This window comes from Streptomyces sp. NPDC055140 (genome assembly GCF_053607285.1).
The window spans coordinates 30,866-48,568 of sequence record NZ_JBSGTG010000028.1 but is presented as its reverse complement, the minus strand read 5'-3'; the positions used below and the strand labels follow the sequence as shown (position 1 = coordinate 48,568).

The following is a 17,703-nucleotide window of genomic DNA, read 5'->3' as shown; positions in this document are numbered from 1 at the left end:
GGGGCCGATGGCGCGCCTGACGGGACGGCGGATCCTGTTCGCCGTCCCGGTCCTTGCCGCCGTGACCTTCGGCGTCTTCGCGATCGCCGCCGCGTCCCCCTTCGACCCCGTCAAGGCCTACGCGGGCACGGCGGGCCTCACCGCCTCGCAGGACAACCTCGACCAGCTCCGCGCCAACCTCGGAGTCGACCGGCCCCTCGTCACCCGCTGGTGGGACTGGCTGACCTCCGCCCTCCGGGGCGACCTGGGCGACTCCGCCGTACTGCGACAGCCCGTCGCCGACGTCGTCGGCGAACGCATCGGCTGGTCCGTCCTGCTCGCCGCCACCGCCTTCCTCGCCGCCGTCCTGCTCGGCACGGCACTCGGCGTCCTCGCCGCGCGCCGCCAGGGCGGATGGCTCGACCGGACCGTGAGCGCGGTCGCCTACACCCTCGAAGCCGCGCCCCCGTTCTGGCTCGGCCTGCTCGCCATATGGCTGTTCGCCCTCAAATTCGGCGTACTCCCGGCCGGCGGACTCACCGACACCGCCAGCACCACGATCACGGCCGGGCAGGTCGCCTCGCACCTGGTGCTCCCCGCCGCCGTCCTCGCCGTCTCGCAACTTCCCTGGTTCGTCCTGTACGTACGCCAGGGCGTCGGCGACGCCCTCGAGGAGGACCGCGTCCGTGGGGCGCGCGCACGCGGACTCGCCCCGCGCACCGTCCTGATCGGCCACGCCCTGCGCTCCGGAATGCTGCCCGTTCTGACCCTCATCGGCTCGCGCGTACCCGAACTGATCACCGGCGCGCTCCTGGTGGAGACCGTGTTCAGCTGGCCGGGGATCGCCGCGGCGACCGTGCAGGCCGCGACGTCCGTGGACTTCCCGCTGCTCGCCGCGCTGACCGTCCTCGCCACGCTCGCCGTGCTCCTCGGCAACCTGGCCTCCGACCTCCTGTACGGCCTCGCCGACCCGAGAGTGGGATTCGATGGCTGAGCTCACCTGGCGCGCCTACGGCGGCGCGCGCCGCTCCACGCGCGCATGGCGGGTGCGCACGTCCGCCGTCCTGGTCGCGGCGGTCGTCCTCGCCGTCCTCGTCGTGCCGCCCCTCGCGCACCTCGACGAACAGGCCGTCGACCTCGCCGCCAAACTTCAACCGCCCTCGTGGGTCCACCCGTTCGGCACCGACGACGTGGGCCGCGACCTGATGCTGCGCTGCGTTTACGGGCTGCGCGTCTCCCTCCTCGTCGGGGTCGTCGCCGCCGTCGTGGCGACCGTCATCGGCACGGCCGTGGGGGCGCTCGCGGGCGCCGTCGGCGGCTGGACGGACCGGGTCGTCATGCGGCTCGTGGACGTCTTCTCGTCGGTGCCGCACCTGCTCCTCGGCATCTTCGTCGTCGCCATGTTCCGGCCGGGCATCTGGCCGGTCGTCGTCTCCGTGGCGCTCACGCACTGGCTGTCCACGGCCCGTATCGTGCGCGCCGAAGTGCTCTCCCTGCGCTCACGGCCGTACATCGACGCGGCCGTGTCCGGGGGCTCGTCGCGGTGGCGGATCGCCGTGCGCCACCTGCTGCCGGGCGTTCTGCCGCAGGCCGCGCTCGCCGCCGTCCTGATGGTGCCGCACGCCATCTGGCACGAGTCCGCCCTCTCCTTCCTCGGCCTCGGCCTGCCCGCGCACCAGGCGAGCCTGGGCACCCTCGTCCAGTCCGCGCGGGGTTCGCTGCTCGCCGGGGGCTGGTGGCCGACGCTCTTCCCCGGCCTGTTCATCATCGTGCCCACCCTGGCGATCGCGGGCCTCGCGGGCGCCTGGCGAGAACGCCTCAACCCCCGACGCCGATCGGAGCTCATGTTGTGACCGGGCCCCAACCCGTGCTGTCCGTAAGGGACTTGTCCGTACGCTTCCGCATGCGCGACGGCGCGTACGTCCAGGCCGTCAGCGGCGCACGCTTCGACCTCGCGGCCGGCGAGTGCCTGGCCCTCGTCGGCGAGAGCGGCTGCGGCAAGTCGGTGCTCGCGTCGGCCCTCCTCGGGCTCCTGCCGGGCAACGCGGAGACCGCCGGGTCCGCGTACATCGGTGACCTCGACCTGCTCGCCGCCGACGAGCGCACCCTGGCCCGCACCGTCCGCGGCCGCCGCGTCGGCCTCGTACCGCAGAGCCCCGCCGCACACCTCACACCCGTACGCACCGTCCGCTCCCAACTGGAGGAAACAGTAGGCGAGTTGACCGGTGTACGACGTGGGCCCAGGCTGCGGGCCGCCGCCGAGGAGGCTGCGGAGCGCGCCGCGTTCCCCGCCGGGCATCTCGACCGGCACCCGCACGAACTGTCCGGCGGGCTCGCCCAGCGGGCCGCGACCGCGCTGGCCCTGGTCGGCGACGCGCCCCTGCTCCTCGCCGACGAACCCACGACCGGACTCGACCGCGACCTCGTGGAGCGCACCGTCGACGAACTGCGCCGCCACATCGGGGCGGAGCGCGCGCTCCTGCTCATCACGCACGACCTCGCGGCGGCCGAGCGGATCGCCGACCGGGTGGCCGTGATGTACGCGAGCCGCATCGTCGAACTCGCCGACGCCGCCGACTTCTTCGGCAGCCCCGGGCCCCGGCACCCGTATGCCCGCGGCCTCCTCGACGCCCTGCCGGAGAGGGAGTTCACGCCCATCCCAGGAATGCCGCCCGAACTGGGCGCGCTCCCGGCGGCCTGCGCGTTCGCCGCGCGCTGCCATCGCGCCACCGACATCTGCGGGACCCGCCCCGCACTCGCGGACGGCGTGGCCTGCCACCATCCCTCGACCGTCCCGCTGGAGGCGCCGCGTGCTTGAACTGATCTCCGTCACCGCCGGGTACGAGCGCGGCAACCCCGTCGTGCGGAACGCCGGCCTGACCATCGCCACCGGAGAGGCCGTCGGGCTCCTCGGGCCCAGCGGCTGCGGCAAGTCCACTCTTGCCCGCGTCGCCGCTCTGCTCCACCACCCCGACTCCGGCCGCGTCGTCATCGACGGTGAGCCGGCCCGCGGCTGGCGCCACCGCGCGCCCCGTGAGCAGCGCACCGCGTTCGGCCTGGTCTTCCAGCAGCCGCGCATGTCGGCCGACCCACGGCTGCGCCTCGCCGACCTCATTGCCGAACCGCTGCGGGCCTCCGGCCTGAAACCGGACGATCGTGTCGGCGAGCTGGCCGCGACCGTCGGCCTGGGCACCGACCTCCTGTCACGGCGCCCCCACGAGGTCAGCGACGGTCAGCTGCAACGCGCCTGCCTCGCCCGCGCCCTGGCCCTGCGCCCCCGCTGGCTGATCTGCGACGAGATGACCGCGATGCTCGACGCGTCCACGACCGCGTCCCTGGTGGGCGCCGTGGAGGGCTATCGCGCCGAGACCGGCGCGGGACTGCTGGCCGTGGGCCACGACCGGCGCCTGCTGAAGCGCTGGTGCGGCCGGACGGTGGAGTGGGACGCGCTGGGCTCCGCCGGAGACGGCAGGTGAGGGAGTGCCGGGCCGGCCCCCGCCCGGCAGCCCGCCGTTCACCCTGAGCAGGCAGGTGAACGCGGCATGCAGGTCCGGCCAACTCCCGCCCCGGACCTGCCCATTGACACCTATGGGACCTCATACTCGCTGAGGCCCCGTACGGCACTCCCCGGGAGGAAAACATGGCCCACCTCACCCGTCGCAGAGCCCTCACCACCCTCGCCGCGGCGGTCACTGCGACCGCCGCCGTGCCCGGGTACGCGCAGGCGACCGAGCGGGGACGCGGCCCCCGCCCTCTGCTGCGCGCCCACGCGCACAACGACTACGAGCATCCCCGGCCTCTCCTCGACGCCCTCGACCACCGCTTCGCCAGCGTCGAGGCGGACATCTACCTCGTCGAAGGTCAGCTCCTCGTCGCCCACGACCCGGTCGACCTCGACCCGAAGCGCACCCTCGCGGCGCTCTACCTGGAACCGCTCGCGGCCCGCGTCAAGGCCAACCACGGCTCCGTGTACCGGGGTTACCGCACGCCGCTCCAGCTCCTCGTCGACATCAAGACCGAGGGCGCGGCCACCTACCTCGAACTCGACCGCCAACTGCGCGACCACCGCAACCTGTTCACCACCTACGCTCACGGCCGGGTCCGCAGCGGCGCGGTGACCGCCGTGATCTCCGGGGACCGCGCCGCCCGCGAGCCCATGGAGCGGCAGCGGGTGCGCAGCGCGTTCTACGACGGCCGCCTCACCGACCTCGGCGCCGCCGCGCCCGCCTCCTTCACCCCGCTCATCAGTGACAACTGGACGAACAACTTCACCTGGCAGGGCGCGGGACCGTTCCCGGCCGCCGAGCGCGAGAAGCTGCGCTCCATCGTGTCGGCCGCCCACCGGGAGGGCCGCCGTGTCCGCTTCTGGGCCACGCCCGACGTGGCGGGTCCGGAGCGCGACGCCGTGTGGGGCGAGCTGCTCGCCGCGGGCGTGGACCACCTCAACACGGACGACCTCGCGGGCCTGGAAGTGTTCCTCGACGCCCACGAGAAGTAGGCGGCCACCGCCACATCACCCGTTCGGGGGACACGTCACTCGCCCGGGCGCAGCCTCCGCTACGCCACACTTGCGGCCGAAAGCCGCGGTGTTGGCGTGGCGGAGGAGGTTCGGCGATGTCCCTGTCGATTTCGGTCGTGCTGCTGCTTCTGATCCTGGCGGTGGTCTTCCTGCGCAACGGCGCGATGAAGATCTCGCACGCGATGGTCTGCGTGCTGCTGGGATTCCTGCTGGCCGGCACAAGTATGGCGCCCACGCTGCAAAACGGCCTGACGGCGACGGCGGGGATCGTGAGCGGCCTGCATCCGTGATCGTTCCACTGCCATCCACGCGGTGAGTGATCGTTTCGGGTTCATGAACAACACCCCTGTGTGCATGGACACTTCAAGGGTGTGGCCCTAGCTTCGCGCCATGACGAGCAGAGCCCTGAGCCGTGCCCTCGCCCTGATCATGACGATCGCTGCGGCCGGCGTCGCGTACCCCGCCCAGGCCGACGACATCCCCAAGGCGCCCGGTCACCGGCTCGTCGAGCAGTACGCGGGCGCACCCGCCGAGGCGCGTCCCGTGCCCGGGCAGGGGCCGCCGCAGCACCCGTATCTCGCGGCGAACGGCCGCAGTGGCATGCACGCGGACGCGGCCGGCAGCGGCACGTACCCTTGGAGCGGACCGCTGGGGAACGCGCCCACGGCGAGCAGCGAGAAGATGGCCGCGCTCGGCGGTGAATGCGCGACGGTGACCTTCGACAAGGACGGCCGCATCGTCACCGTCTGCGGCACCTTCACCGGCTTCCTCGTGAAACTGCTCGACCCGCACACCCTCGAGACCCTCGCCGAGTACAAGCTCCCGCAGCGCCCGTCCACCGTCGAGGCCATCACCCGGCTCGACTTCTCGAAGATCTTCAAGGACACCTCGGGCGGCGCCTACTCGTACCTCGACAACGAGGACCGGCTCGTGCTCGCCGACTCGCGGCAGCACATCGTCAGACTCGTGCACGAGCAGGCGGCGGACGGCAGTTGGAGCTTCCGCGTGAGCGACGACTGGGATCTGACGGGACGGGTGCCGCACGACTGCGTGAGCTGGACGAACCTCTACCCGAGCGGCACGTGCGACCCGGTGACCTCGGTGATGCCCGACTGGCAGGGCCGCATCTGGTGGGTGACGCGGCAGGGGCGCGTCGGTACGGTCGATCCGGCCGACGGCACCATCAAGTCCGTGCAGCTGCCGGGGGAGGAGATCCAGAACTCCTTCTCGGTGGCAAAGGACGGCGTCTCGATCGTCTCCGACCACGCGCTCTACAGCTTCGAAGCGGCGCCGGACGGCACTCCCAAGGCCGTGTGGCGCCAGACGTACGACCGCGGCACGGGCACCAAGCCAGGCTCGGTGAACCAGGGTTCGGGCACCACGCCCGACCTGTTCGGCGTGGGCGAGGACTACGTCGCGATCACCGACAACGCGGACGACCGCATGAACATCCTGGTCTACCGTCGCGGCCGCGACGTCCCCGACGGCCGGCGTCTCGTCTGCAAGGTCCCCGTCTTCGGCTCCGGCGCCTCCACGACCGACAACTCCCTGATCAGCTACGGCAACAGCCTCGTCGTCGAGAACAACTACGGCTACGAGAACATCACCTCGCTCACCTTCGGCCGCTCCGTGGTCGGTGGCGTGACCCGGGTCGACGTACGGAAGGACGGCTCGGGCTGCGACACGGTGTGGGAGAGCAAGGTCCGTTCCCCCTCCACGGTCCCCAAACTCTCCACCGCGAACGGCCTCCTGTACTTCTACACGAAGGACCCCAACTCCCTGGGCATAGACGCCTGGTACCTCACGGCAGTCGACTTCCGCACAGGCGAGCCCCGCTGGAAGCAACTGGCGGGCACGGGAATCGCCTACGACAACAACTGGGCCCCGGTCACACTCGGCCCGGACGGCACCGCGTACGTGGGGGTCTTCAACGGGCTTGTGGCGGTGCGGGACGGCAAATGAGACGCGCGGCGCGCTCCGGGTAGGCTCCTCTCAACAGAATCCAACAGAACCGAACGCATCGGTCGACGGAGGAGCTCGCTGTGAAGGTATTGATCGCCGGAGGCGCCGGATTCATCGGAAGCACGATCGCCTCGGCCTGTCTGGACGCCGGGATCACCCCGGTCATCCTCGACAGCCTGGTGACAGGGAGGCGGGAGTTCACCGAAGGGCGCGTGTTCTACGAGGGTGACATCGCGGACGGCACGCTCGTGGACCGGGTCTTCGCCGAGCATCCCGACATCGATACGGTCATCCAGTGCGCGGCCCTGATCGTGGTGCCGGACTCGGTCGCGGATCCGGTGGGCTACTACGAGGCGAACGTGGCGAAGAGCCTCGACTTCGTCGGCCATCTCCTGCGCAACGGCTGCCCCCGAATGATCTTCAGCTCCTCCGCCTCGATCTACCGCGCGAACGACGACCTGACCGTGGACGAGGAGTCCGCCGTCGAGCCGCTGAGCCCCTACGCCCGCACCAAGGCCGTGTGCGAGGCGATGTTCGCCGACATCGCCGCCACCCGGCCCATCCGCGTACTGTCCCTGCGCTACTTCAACCCGATCGGCGCCGACCCCAAGATGCGCACGGGCCTGCAACTGCCGCGCCCCAGCCATGCCCTGGGCCAGATGATCCTGGCCCAGGAGGACGGCGTGCCGTTCCGGGTCACCGGCACCGACTATCCCACCCGCGACGGCTCCGGGATCCGGGACTACGTGCATGTCTGGGACCTGGCCGCCGCCCATGTGGCCGCCCTGGGGACCTTCGACACCCTCCTCGCCGGGGCGACCACGTCCACGGCCGTCAACCTCGGCACCGGCACGGGCACCACCGTGCGTGAACTCCTCGACGCCTTCAACAGCGTGACGGACGCACCGATCGCGTCCGTCGACACCGCGCGCAGGCCCGGTGACGTCGTGGGGGCCTATACGCGCAGCGACCGGGCGAAGGAGCTGCTCGGGTGGCAGCCCCGGCACTCGGTCGCCGACGGCATCCGTGACTCCCTTCGGTGGGCGGCGCTCCGGGGCGAGATCCTGGCCGGGTAGGGCGCGGCGGTCAGCGCCGCGAGAAGACCCCGATCCCATTCGCTACGGCCCGCTCAGGGGTGTCCGTCGGGTGGTTTCTCACGGTGGTCGTCGCGGCGCCCGGGTCCCTCGTGACCAGGGTCGACGAGCCGCCGCCGTCCAGGCTGGAGGCATCGTCCGCGCCCAATTTGCTCATGGCGTCGGCGACTTCCGCGATGGTCAGACCGGTGCGGTACTGCGGGGCGCCGTCGAGAGCCAGGAGGTACAGGCGGCGGCCGTCGGCCGTGGTGCCCGCGGCGGTGCGGACCGCGGCCGTCTTGGCGTCGAGGCCGGGCAGCGGTGCGCCGTCCCGCAGTACGGGGTAGCCGCCGATCGCGAACTGGTAGGGAATGTGCGACGTCGCCGCCACCAGGCGGTGCGTGATCCGGACGCGGTCACCCTCGGACAGCTTCCGCAGCTCCTGCGCGCCCGCCTCGCGCCCGACGAGGACGGTGGTGCCGGACGCTATGGGCCCGCTGCCGGGAGTGTCGGCCGATGACATGACGCGGCCGTGGCGCACGGTCACCTCGTATGTGTCGGTGCTGCACGGCGCGGCCCGGTTCGTGTCGGTGCCGCAGGTGGCGCGCACCCGCGACACGGCGCCCCAGTCGGAGGTGAACGCGCCGACCGAACCGACCGGCAGGGCGTACTGGTTGAGGCCGCCGAGCGGCAGCCGTCGGCCGTCAGCGCTGACCGAGCCGTCAAGGGCCATGCGGTCGAGCCGGACGCGATGGTCGACGCCCACACCGAGCACGTCCTCGGTGGTGGTGCCGGGCGGGAGCGCGGGGCCGAAGCGCTGGCCGTTCGGCACGGCGGACTTGAGCGTCCGGCCGCTCGCGACGGCCGGACCGACGGAGGCGCCGGTGGCCTCTACGCCGGGGTGCTGGGACTCGGTGATGTTGAAGAAGTCGCCGTTGACGCCGCCGACCGCGCCGCTCGCGTCGGCCAGCGAGGAGACGGTGGCCCGGGCGCCGACCGCGTCCGGGTGCAGCAGGTCGACCCGCACCCGCGCGTCGCGCAGGTCGACGCTCAGCACATGGGCGTGCGTGAGGCCCTTGGCCGCGGGGATGTCGAACTCCTCGTACGTGACGCCCGGGGCGATCGCCGTGCCGCCGCCCTCCGCGCCACTGGCCGGCGCCGCCCCGGCGAGGACGGTGCCGGCCAGCGCGCCGAATGCGGCACAGGCCGCCAGGGCCGATCTGTAGCGTCCGTCGCGATGTCTCACGTGACCCCCTGCTGTCCGCGTAACTCACCCCTGTCACAAGGGAGTTCACCAGACGTGGAGGGGCACGTCGATGGCTAGGTGCCGACCAGCCGGGAACGGATCAGGAAACGTACACCTTCGGGTGCTTCCAGGGAGAAGCCGCTGCCGCGGCCCTCGACCACGTCGACGATCAGCCGCGTGTGGCTCCACACCTCGAACTGGCTCTTCGACATCCAGAACGCGACCGGCTCCGCGACGCCTTCCACGGTCAGGGACGCGAGCCGCACATCGCTGCCGCCCGTACGGAACTCGCCCTCCGGGTAGCACATGGGAGCGCTGCCGTCGCAGCACCCGCCGGACTGATGGAACATCAGGGGCCCATGGGCCGTACGCAGCCGCCGCAGCAGATCGGCGGCCGCAGGGGTCAGCTCCACACGCGGGGCCTCGTCACTCACGGCGGGCTCCTTCCGTAGGACGGTGTCGCGGGGCCACAGTCAACTCCCCGCTACGTTGCAGGAAGGTTGCGCCCCGCGCCAGGCCCCGGGATCTAAGAACCCTCGGGGACCAGCCGTTCGCGCAGGAAGGACACGACGCGTTCGCGGGCGGCTAGCGCCGGGTTGCCCGGCTCCTCGCGCACCTCCGCGGTGAGCACCGCGTGCGCGGTCTTGGCGAAGCCGCCCGCGTTGCCCGGGGACGAGTCCAGTTCGATGACCTCGAACGCGTCGCCGAGGTGCTCGCGCAGGGTGCGGAACCGCTGCTCGGGCACCGCTCTGTCCTCGCTGAAGCGCAGCCCGAGCACGCACAGGCCGGACTCCTTGGAGCGGCTGACGACCGTGTCGAACTCGGCGCGGGACAGGCCCGGGTCGACGCGCCGCGCCCCGCTGACCGGGAACGGGACCGACGGCTGGCTGAGCACGGGCGCGAGCACGACGTCGTCCACCGCGGCCGCGAGCGCGAAGCCTCCGGTGAAGCACATGCCGATGACGCCGACCCCGGGACCCGGTGTGCGCGCCGCGAGTTCGCGGGCCAGCGCACGCAGATAGTCCGCGATGGGCCGGCGCGCGTTCGTGGCGAAGGCGCGGAACTCGGAGGCGACGCAGAGCCGGGCCATGATCTTGAGCGCGTAGCCGACGGACTCCTCGCGGCCCGGCTCGCCGAACGGGGACGGGATCGCGACCGTGAACCCCTGCGCCACCAGATGGTCGGCGAGGCCGAGCACGGCGGGCGTGATGCCGGGGATCTCCGGGATCAGCACGACACCGGGACCACTGCCTTTCTCGTACACGTCGTAGGTCAGCCCGGCGCCCGTGAACGGTGCCTTCTGCCAGCCGGTGAGATCAGAGGTCGGTGCCGATCCGGTCACGACGCTTCTCCTTGGACTCCAGTGAGCAACGGGCGGGCGTGGCCCACGATCTCACGCGGCGAACGCCGAGATCTTCAGTGTGTCCGAAAGGACCTGCCACACCGCCAGGGCGAACAGCCCGCTCACCATGCCGCAGCCGTTGGTGCATGTCGTCGCCTCGTCGTACCAGGCGCGCACGGTCAGGAAATGCATGCCGAGGGTCCGCGAGAAGGAGAACCGGATGTGGAGACCGTCCCCGAGGCTGTGTCCCGGCAGTGTGGTGATCTGGAAGTAGGTCTTCCCCACGCGCTCGACGGACACGGGATTGTCGCCCACCAGCGAACACTGATCGCCCCGCCGCACCGTCCCCCGGCAGCCGCTGCCGGCCACGGGGAACAGCCAGAAGTGGTGCGTGAGCTGGGACCGGACGTCGTGCGGGGTGGTGAACGGATGCAGCCCGAGGCTGAAGTTGTACTCGTACAGCCAATTCACCCCGGCGCACGGGTAGGCGTCCGTGCCGCACTCCGCGCGACGGCTCTCGGCGTGGGCGGCGGGTGCCTGCATTCCGGCGACGAGGACGCTCCCCAGGACGACTGCCAGTACGGCTCGCGCCCACGTGAGACGCCGCATGCGCACTCCCTACGTCCTCACGGCCGGATCATCCTCGTAAAGCACCATAAGTGGGACGGGGTAGGGGTGGCTGGCGCAGTGGGGCAGTCGGCCCAAGGCCCGCGTCGGCCGGACGGGGCCGAGGGCCGCTCACTGGTCTGTCGGTTGTCCCTGCCGGCCCAGGCGTATGGCGCGCGGTGTGGCGCCCCACCAGCGCCGGCAGCAGCGGTTGAGGGCCGACTGCTCGGAGAGGCCGAGGAGCAGGGCGACCTGGCCGAGGGGGAGGTCGGTGCCGGTGAGATAGCGGTGGGCGGCGGTTCGGCGCTCCTCGTCGATGACCTCGGCGAACGTCGTGCCCGCGGCGCGCAGCCGCCGCTGGAGGGTCCGCGGATGGACGTTGAGCAGGCCGGCGACGGCCCCGATCTCGGGCGACGACGTGCCGAGCGACTGCTCGACGACGGCCCGGACGCTGCCCACGACGTCCGCCGGCTCCTTCGGCAGCTGCTCGTCGAGGTAGGCGAGCGCGAGGTGGCGCAGATGTGAGTTGCTGCCGCCGAGCGACCGGTTGGCCAGGCTCAGGGGGACGCGCAGCAGCGCCGCGGGGCGGTCGGCTTTGACGGGTACGCCGAAGAAGTCCTCGTACACGGACAGCGGGGCGAGCAGGGGGTGGGGGAGTTCCACGGAGCCCAGTCCGTACGGGCCGACCAGATATCCGATGGCGCGGTGTATGAAGCCGAGGGAGAGGTCGATGCCCTGCGGCGGTGCCACGATCCCCTCGCGCACGCCGTAGCGCAGCGCGGCCATTCCCGGAGTGCCGTACGGATCGGGTTCGAGGCTGAGATTCACCGAGCGGGCGTGGACGAAGAGGTAGCGGGTCGTGCATTCCAGGGCGTCGCCGAGGGTGTCGGAGTTCTGGATGGCGAGGGCCAGGGCGCCGAGCATGCCCAGGTCCTGCCGTGCGGCGATGCGCAGCCCGAGGTCGGCGCAGCCGAGGTCCGCTGAGGCGAGTTCGAGCACCGTCGCCATCGCCTCCTCCGGCACCAGGAGGTCGTCCACGTCGAGCGCGGCCGGTGGGCAACCGGCCTGCCGGGCGTACAAGTCGGCGTCACCGCCGAGCTCCGCCACCGTGGCGCGAAAGCCGCGCAGCCCCGCCGATCTGATCACGGACATGTCGTCCAGGGTCAAAGATCTGTCGTCCCAGGTCAATTCCTGAGGGGTGTGCTTCCCGACACTGGGAAACATGACGCACACCGCAGACTCCAGCACCGCCGGCTCCGGGGCCCCGGCCGAGCACATCGACGTGGTGATCGTGGGCGCCGGCCTGTCCGGTGTCGGGGCCGCGTACCGGCTCCAGGCCGAGTGCCCGGAACGCTCGTACGCGATCGTCGAGGCGCGGCAGTCCATGGGAGGGACCTGGGACCTGTTCCGCTACCCGGGCGTGCGCTCGGACTCCGACATGTTCACGCTGGGCTACCCGTTCAAGCCCTGGCGCGACCGCAAGGTGCTCGCCGACGGCGGGTCCATCCTGAGTTACATCAAGGAGACGGCGGCCGAGTTCGGCATCGACCGGCGGATCCGCTACGGCACCAAGGTGCTCGCCGCCGACTGGTCGACGGAGGCGGCGCGCTGGACCCTGACGCTGGAGCGCACCGACGAGGACGGCCTGCGCACGCTGTCCACCGTCACCTGCGACTTCCTCTACTCCTGCGCGGGCTACTACGACTACGACAAGGGCCACACCCCCGAGTTCGAGGGCGCCGGCTCCTTCTCCGGCACGGTCGTGCACCCGCAGTTCTGGCCCGAGGGCCTGGACTACGCGGGCAAGCGCGTCGTCGTCATCGGCAGCGGCGCCACCGCCGTCACGCTGGTCCCCGCGATGGCGCGGAGCGCCGCCCACGTCACCATGCTCCAGCGCTCCCCGACCTGGATCAGCTCGCTGCCCTCGCGCGACAGACTCGCCGACGGCATCCGCGCCGCCCTGCCCGCGGGAGCGGCCCACCGGGTGGTGCGCACCAAGAACATCCTGTTCACCATCGGCGTCTACCAGTTCTGCCGGCGCAGCCCGAAGGTGGCACGGCGCGTACTCACCGGGCTCAACAAGCGCATCGTCAAGGACGACCGACTGGTCGACGAGCACCTCACACCGTCGTACGACCCGTGGGACCAGCGGCTGTGCGCGGTGCCCGACGCGGACCTGTTCAAGGTCCTCAACTCGGGTGACGCCGACATCGTCACCGACCACATCGACCGTTTCGTCCCCGAGGGCATCCGCCTGAAGTCGGGCCGCGTCGTGGAGGCCGACATCATCGTGTCCGCGACCGGACTCAAGCTCCTCGCCTTCGGCGGCATCGCGCCACGTGTCGACGGTGAACCCGTCCCCCTGAACCGGCAGTTCGTGTGGCGCGGCGCGATGATGACCGGCGTACCCAACTTCGCCGTGTGCATCGGCTACACCAATGCCTCCTGGACGCTGCGCGCCGACCTCACCTCGCGGCTGGTGTGCAAGGTGCTCAACCACATGCGCCGCCACGACTACGCGGCGGTGGAGCCGAGGCCGACGGGCGCCCTGAACGAGCGCCCGCTGCTCGACCTCGCCTCCGGCTACGTGAAGCGCTCCATCGACGCGTTCCCCCGGCAGGGCGACCGCAGCCCGTGGAAGGTCCGGCAGAACTACGTGCTCGACGCCGCGTCGACCATGCGCACCAACCTGCACCGGACGCTGGCCCCCACGCCGGCGTCCACGGTCCGCGCGGCCCGCAGCCGCACAGGCAAGGAGCCGGTCGAGGCGGCGACGTCGACACGGTGACGCGTCGCTGTCTGCGTGCCGACCCCTGTACGGCACGGTGACGAACCCTGGTCCACGTGTCGACGCCTGTACGGCCCGGTGACGCGCCCCGCGGCCGTGAGGCCTTGCGCTCGAACTACCCCTCGTCGACGAGCGAGTCGAGGATGGCGCGGACGGTCTCCTCGGTGATGTCCGGGTGGAGGAAGGCGAGGCGGGCGACCGTCTCGCCCTCCCAGACGCTCGGGGTGACGAAGGCGGTCCCCGAGGCGAGCAGCCTCTTGGACCAGGCGTAGTAGTCCTCCGGCTGCCAGCCGGTGCGACGCACCAGAACCACCGTCAACTCGGGCTCGCGCAGCAGCTCCAGACCCTCGGTCCGCTCGACGAGGCGGGCGGTGCGACGGGCGATGTCGGCGCCCCGGGCGACGGCGTCGCGGTAGGCGTCGGTGCCGTGCACGGCCAGCGAGAACCACAGCGGCAGACCGCGGGGGCGGCGCGTGAGGTGGTACGCGTAGTCGCTCGGGTTCCACTCGGTCTCGTCGTCGGCGCCGTCCGCCCCGTGGATGGCGTCGAGGTAGGAGGCGTCCTGGGTGTGGACCGCGCGGGCCAGCTTCGGGTCGCGGTAGAGCAGCGCGCCGCAGTCGAAGGGCGCGAACATCCACTTGTGCGGGTCGACGACGAGCGAGTCGGCGTGCTCGATGCCGCGCAGCCGCTCGCGCAGCTCCGGTACGAACAGCGCCGCGCCGCCGTACGCGGCGTCGATGTGCAGCCACAGGTCACGGGCGCGGGTCTGCTCGGCGACACCCTCGAGGTCGTCGATGATGCCGGCGTTGGTGGTGCCCGCGGTCGCCACGGCGGCGACGACGGGCGCACCGCCGTCCCGCTCGGCGGCGTCCAGCGCGGCGCGCAGGGCTTCGCCCGTGAGGCGGTGGTCGGAGGTGGGCACGACGAGGGGCTCGACGCCGAGGATGCGCAGCGTGTTGCCGACCGAGGAGTGGACCTGGTCGCTGACCGCGACGCGGACCTGGGCGTGCTCGTCCAGGCCGCGCCGGTGGCGGCCGGTGTCCCGGGCGACGACGAGGGCGGAGAGGTTGCCGGCGGAGCCGCCGCTCACGAAGCAGCCGCCGGCGGCGGCGGGCAGCCCGGCCAGGTCGGCGAACAGCCGCAGCACCTGGTTCTCCGCCGCGACCGCGCCGGACGCCTCCAGCCAGGAGACGCCGTGCAGCGAGGACGCCGAGAGCACCATGTCGAACAGCGCGGCGGCCTTCGTGGGGGCGCCGGGTATGAACGCGAGGAAGGCCGGGTGGTCGCACGAGACGACCGTGGGCTCAAGGGAGTCGGTGTAGGTGCGCAGCACGTCGGCGGGGGGCTGCGGGGCGGGTCCGATCGCGTCCTTGAGCGCCAGGGTCAGTTCCTGGTGGTCGCCGAGGCGGCCGAGCGGCGGCGGGTCGAGCCGGAGTCGGTGCAGCAGGTGGTCCATGACCTGCTGAGTGAGGTCCTCGTCGTAAGAGTGCACGGGGCGTCTCTCCTGTCGCGCGCTGCGGAATCCTTTTGGGTCTCAGCTGGACCCATTTCGGAGAGTAGGCGTCGCCAGGGGCGCGCGTCAATCGACGGGCGCACGGAGTACGGGTGCCGGGCCCGTCCGCGTGGGGCGCGGGAGCGCGCCCGGGGTCAGTCCTGGGCGGCGAACTGGTCGAGCAGCGCCAGGAATTGGCGGTGCGAGTCGTGCAGGTGATCCCGCATCCGCGCCTCGGCCGCGTCCCCGTCGCCGGACAGTACGGCGAGCGCGATGGCCTCGTGTTCCTCCCGGAACGCGGAGCCGAAGTCCCGCTCCGCCGGATACACGCGGCTCCAGTCGGAGCCGAGCCACAGCGCGTTGCCGCCCACGAACATCTCGGCGCGGGCCCGCGTCACCGCCTCCGCGAGCACCTCGTTGCCGCCGGCGGTCGCGATGCCGAGGTGGAACGCGGTGTCGCAGCGGTGGTACTCGCCGAGGTCGGCGACGTCGGTGGCGAGCATCGCCAGCAGTTCGCGGCGGGCCGTGCCCGCCCCGCGCTCGGCGGCAAGGCGCGCCGCGTACGGCTCGATCGCGAGCCGGTACTCCATGTAGTCGCGCAGCGAGGCCCGGATCGTCGCGGTGATCGCGGCCCGTGAACCATCCTTGCCGGGCCGGGTGGGCGCCACGCGGGTGCCGCCGTTGCGCCCCAATGTGGTCGTGACCAGGCCTTCGTCGGCCAGCTCACGCACCGCCTGCCTGACGGTGTTGCGCCCCACCCCGAAGGCCGCGGACAGCTCCCGCTCGGTGGGCAGCCGGTCGCCCGGTCCGAAGCCGCCGAGCGCGATGCGCTGCCGGAGCGCCTCGGCCACCACGGCGTGCGATGCCGCCTGGCGCGTTCCGGTCGTCCATTCGTCACGACTCTCGCTGTTGCTCAAGGGCCCTCTCCCAGCTCGCGGGTCACGCGCGTCCCGTCATGCCCCGAGTGACCATGATATTGGACTTGGTGTGAACCCTATTGACAGCCCCTGATGAGCGCCTTAGCGTCGCCCCCACGTTTTTGGGTCCATGGCGAACCCAATCGTTGGCCGTGAAGGAGTACGCACATGAGCACAGTCGCAGGTGGCGCTACGGACCCGGGGGCGCGGCGCCGATCCGGGCCGTGGAAGGTCGCCGGGGCCTCGATGATCGGCACCAGCGTCGAGTGGTACGACTTCGGCATCTACGCCACCGCCGCCGCGCTCGTCTTCCCCGAGCTGTTCTTCCCCGAGATGAACCGGGCACTCGGCACGCTCATGTCGTTCGCGACGCTCTTCGTCGGATCCCTCGGACGCCCGCTCGGCGCGGTCGTGTTCGGGCACATCGGCGACCGCTACGGCCGTAAGCGCGCCCTGATCTGGTCCATGACCCTCATGGGCGGCGCCACCTTCTGCATCGGCCTGCTCCCGGGCTACGCCTCCATCGGCGTCGCCGCGCCGCTCCTGCTCGTCCTCATCCGCATGGTCCAGTCGCTCGCGGTCGGCGGCGAGTGGGGCGGCGCCGTGCTGTTCGCCGTCGAACACGCCCCGCCGCGGCGCCGGGCGTTCTTCGGTTCCTTCCCCCAAGTCGGCGACGGGGTCGGCTACTTCATGTCGACCGGCGTCTTCGCCCTGGCGGCTCTGGCGGGCCACGACGCGCTCGTCGGCTGGGCCTGGCGCCTGCCCTTCCTGCTGTCCGCGGTTCTGGTCCTGGTCGGCCTTGTGATCCGCAGTTCCATCGAGGAGTCGCCCGAGTTCGAGGCGGCGCGCCGGGCCGAGGCGGCCGAGGAGAAGCAGGCTGCGCCGCTCGTCGCCGTCGTCCGCGACGCATGGAAGACCTGGCTGCTCGCCTCCGGCGCCTTCCTCATCACCGTCGGCGGCTACTACGTGGTCGTCACCTTCATGTCGACGTACGCCGTCACCGAACTCGGCTTCACCGACTCGCAGGTGGCGGGTGCCGGCACGGCCGCCTCCGTCGTCGTCATCGTGTGCACCCCGCTGGCCGCGCTGGTCGCCGACCGCCTGGGGCTGCGCCGCGTGACGCTGACCGGGATCCTGCTGCACCTCGTCGTGGCCTTCCCGATGTTCTGGCTCGCCGACACCCGTTCCGTGCCCGGACTCTGGCTCGCGATGTGCCTGCCGATGCTCGCCAGCACCGTCGCGTACGCCTCGATCGGCACCCTCATATCCGGCTGGTTCGCTCCTCGGGCGCGCTACACGGGTCTGTCCATGAGCTACCAGACGGCGGGGCTCATCGGCACGCTGGCCCCGGCGGCGGCCACCTGGCTGTTCAGCGCCGCCGGGAACTCATGGACCCCCGTCGCCATCGCCTTCGCCGCGATGGCGCTGGTCAGCGCGGTATGCCTCGCCGCGTTCCGGCAGGCGCCCGTCACGGAGCCGGAGGCCGCGGACATCGATGAGCAGGAGTCGGTGGCTCCGGCCGCCGCACCTGCCGAGTAGCGGCCGCCCGCACGGAACAGATCGCCCCGACGCCTTTGACGAGCGCGGCTGGGTTCCTGCTCGGGCGGGAGCGGCGGAAGTAGCGGAAGTAGCGGAAGTAGCGGAAGTAGCGGAAGTAGCGGGAGTAGCGGGTGGGCCCGGGGGGCGTCCCCCCCGCCCACCCATTGTCCCCCCCCCGAGGGGGAAATGGTGCCCCCCGCGGTAAAGAATACCACCCCCCAGGAGCCGGGGGCCGCCACG

17 protein-coding genes are annotated in these 17,703 nt (G+C 71.8%); 10 read left to right on the top strand and 7 right to left on the bottom strand.

Annotated elements, in window-relative coordinates; all coding sequences use genetic code 11:
- Positions 1–7 precede the first annotated feature (7 nt).
- The 8 genes from ACWFR4_RS37525 (at position 8) to galE (ending at position 7,536) form a co-directional block, all read left to right on the top strand.
- Positions 8–973: an ABC transporter permease gene (locus ACWFR4_RS37525; protein ID WP_453656327.1), complete on the top strand. Its 966-nt coding sequence runs from the start codon at positions 8–10 to the stop codon at positions 971–973.
- Positions 966–1,832 carry an ABC transporter permease gene (locus ACWFR4_RS37520; RefSeq protein WP_453468406.1) on the top strand — a complete coding sequence of 289 codons (867 nt, stop codon included), beginning with the start codon at positions 966–968 and terminating at the stop codon, positions 1,830–1,832. The genes ACWFR4_RS37525 and ACWFR4_RS37520 overlap by 8 nt, the downstream gene beginning before the upstream one ends.
- Entirely contained in the window at positions 1,829–2,797 is a 969-nt protein-coding gene (locus ACWFR4_RS37515) for an ABC transporter ATP-binding protein (RefSeq protein WP_453656285.1), read from the top strand. The genes ACWFR4_RS37520 and ACWFR4_RS37515 overlap by 4 nt, the downstream gene beginning before the upstream one ends.
- The gene (locus tag ACWFR4_RS37510) at positions 2,790–3,455 is read left to right on the top strand and encodes an ABC transporter ATP-binding protein (protein ID WP_453656284.1); all 666 of its coding nucleotides are present in this window, start codon (positions 2,790–2,792) and stop codon (positions 3,453–3,455) included. Before ACWFR4_RS37515 ends, ACWFR4_RS37510 begins: the two co-directional genes overlap by 8 nt.
- 164 nt (positions 3,456–3,619) lie before the next feature.
- Positions 3,620–4,477: a phosphatidylinositol-specific phospholipase C/glycerophosphodiester phosphodiesterase family protein gene (locus ACWFR4_RS37505; RefSeq protein WP_453656283.1), complete on the top strand. Its 858-nt coding sequence runs from the start codon at positions 3,620–3,622 to the stop codon at positions 4,475–4,477.
- A gap of 116 nt (positions 4,478–4,593) precedes the next feature.
- A complete protein-coding gene (locus ACWFR4_RS37500; RefSeq protein ID WP_266556035.1) occupies positions 4,594–4,788 on the top strand; it encodes a hypothetical protein in 195 nt (64 codons plus the stop codon).
- A 100-nt stretch (positions 4,789–4,888) separates the two neighbouring features.
- Positions 4,889–6,460 (top strand): hypothetical protein, encoded by a 1,572-nt coding sequence (locus ACWFR4_RS37495; RefSeq protein ID WP_453656282.1) that lies wholly within the window; start codon positions 4,889–4,891, stop codon positions 6,458–6,460.
- 80 nt (positions 6,461–6,540) lie between these two features.
- Positions 6,541–7,536 (top strand): UDP-glucose 4-epimerase GalE, encoded by a 996-nt coding sequence (gene galE / locus ACWFR4_RS37490; RefSeq protein ID WP_453468401.1) that lies wholly within the window; start codon positions 6,541–6,543, stop codon positions 7,534–7,536.
- A gap of 10 nt (positions 7,537–7,546) precedes the next feature.
- Here galE and ACWFR4_RS37485 read toward each other — a convergent pair whose 3' ends face one another.
- The 5 genes from ACWFR4_RS37485 to ACWFR4_RS37465 all read right to left on the bottom strand — a co-directional run bounded on the left by ACWFR4_RS37485 (position 7,547) and on the right by ACWFR4_RS37465 (position 11,879).
- The gene (locus ACWFR4_RS37485; protein WP_453656281.1) at positions 7,547–8,779 is read right to left on the bottom strand and encodes a phosphodiester glycosidase family protein; all 1,233 of its coding nucleotides are present in this window, start codon (positions 8,777–8,779) and stop codon (positions 7,547–7,549) included.
- Between the two features lie 74 nt (positions 8,780–8,853).
- The gene (locus ACWFR4_RS37480) at positions 8,854–9,213 is read right to left on the bottom strand and encodes a DUF779 domain-containing protein (RefSeq protein ID WP_453468799.1); all 360 of its coding nucleotides are present in this window, start codon (positions 9,211–9,213) and stop codon (positions 8,854–8,856) included.
- Between the two features lie 92 nt (positions 9,214–9,305).
- Positions 9,306–10,121, bottom strand: a complete 816-nt coding sequence (locus ACWFR4_RS37475) for a dienelactone hydrolase family protein (RefSeq protein ID WP_453468798.1) — start codon at positions 10,119–10,121, stop codon at positions 9,306–9,308.
- A 51-nt stretch (positions 10,122–10,172) separates the two neighbouring features.
- On the bottom strand, positions 10,173–10,730 hold the full coding sequence (locus ACWFR4_RS37470) for a hypothetical protein (protein ID WP_453468797.1): 558 nt from the start codon (positions 10,728–10,730) through the stop codon (positions 10,173–10,175).
- Positions 10,731–10,859: 129 nt separating this feature from the next.
- Positions 10,860–11,879 (bottom strand): AraC family transcriptional regulator, encoded by a 1,020-nt coding sequence (locus ACWFR4_RS37465; protein ID WP_453468796.1) that lies wholly within the window; start codon positions 11,877–11,879, stop codon positions 10,860–10,862.
- A 70-nt stretch (positions 11,880–11,949) separates the two neighbouring features.
- Between ACWFR4_RS37465 and ACWFR4_RS37460 the strand changes: the two genes are divergently transcribed.
- On the top strand, positions 11,950–13,515 hold the full coding sequence (locus tag ACWFR4_RS37460) for a flavin-containing monooxygenase (RefSeq protein WP_453656280.1): 1,566 nt from the start codon (positions 11,950–11,952) through the stop codon (positions 13,513–13,515).
- Positions 13,516–13,630: 115 nt separating this feature from the next.
- Here ACWFR4_RS37460 and ACWFR4_RS37455 read toward each other — a convergent pair whose 3' ends face one another.
- Both ACWFR4_RS37455 and ACWFR4_RS37450 read right to left on the bottom strand, forming a co-directional pair.
- On the bottom strand, positions 13,631–15,007 hold the full coding sequence (locus ACWFR4_RS37455; RefSeq protein ID WP_453656279.1) for a pyridoxal phosphate-dependent decarboxylase family protein: 1,377 nt from the start codon (positions 15,005–15,007) through the stop codon (positions 13,631–13,633).
- Positions 15,008–15,162: 155 nt separating this feature from the next.
- Positions 15,163–15,924: a FadR/GntR family transcriptional regulator gene (locus tag ACWFR4_RS37450; protein WP_453469394.1), complete on the bottom strand. Its 762-nt coding sequence runs from the start codon at positions 15,922–15,924 to the stop codon at positions 15,163–15,165.
- Between the two features lie 168 nt (positions 15,925–16,092).
- Between ACWFR4_RS37450 and ACWFR4_RS37445 the strand changes: the two genes are divergently transcribed.
- On the top strand, positions 16,093–17,463 hold the full coding sequence (locus ACWFR4_RS37445; RefSeq protein WP_453656278.1) for an MFS transporter: 1,371 nt from the start codon (positions 16,093–16,095) through the stop codon (positions 17,461–17,463).
- The last annotated feature ends 240 nt before the right edge of the window (positions 17,464–17,703 follow it).

Coding starts and splice junctions, on each gene's coding strand:
- ACWFR4_RS37495 (WP_453656282.1), top strand. CDS start 4,889: ATGACGAGCAGAGCCCTGAGCCGTGCCCTCGCCCTGATCATGACGATC.
- ACWFR4_RS37500 (WP_266556035.1), top strand. CDS start 4,594: ATGTCCCTGTCGATTTCGGTCGTGCTGCTGCTTCTGATCCTGGCGGTG.
- ACWFR4_RS37520 (WP_453468406.1), top strand. CDS start 966: ATGGCTGAGCTCACCTGGCGCGCCTACGGCGGCGCGCGCCGCTCCACG.
- ACWFR4_RS37525 (WP_453656327.1), top strand. CDS start 8: ATGGCGCGCCTGACGGGACGGCGGATCCTGTTCGCCGTCCCGGTCCTT.
- ACWFR4_RS37505 (WP_453656283.1), top strand. CDS start 3,620: ATGGCCCACCTCACCCGTCGCAGAGCCCTCACCACCCTCGCCGCGGCG.
- ACWFR4_RS37445 (WP_453656278.1), top strand. CDS start 16,093: ATGAGCACAGTCGCAGGTGGCGCTACGGACCCGGGGGCGCGGCGCCGA.
- ACWFR4_RS37460 (WP_453656280.1), top strand. CDS start 11,950: ATGACGCACACCGCAGACTCCAGCACCGCCGGCTCCGGGGCCCCGGCC.
- ACWFR4_RS37470 (WP_453468797.1), bottom strand. CDS start 10,730: ATGCGGCGTCTCACGTGGGCGCGAGCCGTACTGGCAGTCGTCCTGGGG.
- ACWFR4_RS37465 (WP_453468796.1), bottom strand. CDS start 11,879: ATGTCCGTGATCAGATCGGCGGGGCTGCGCGGCTTTCGCGCCACGGTG.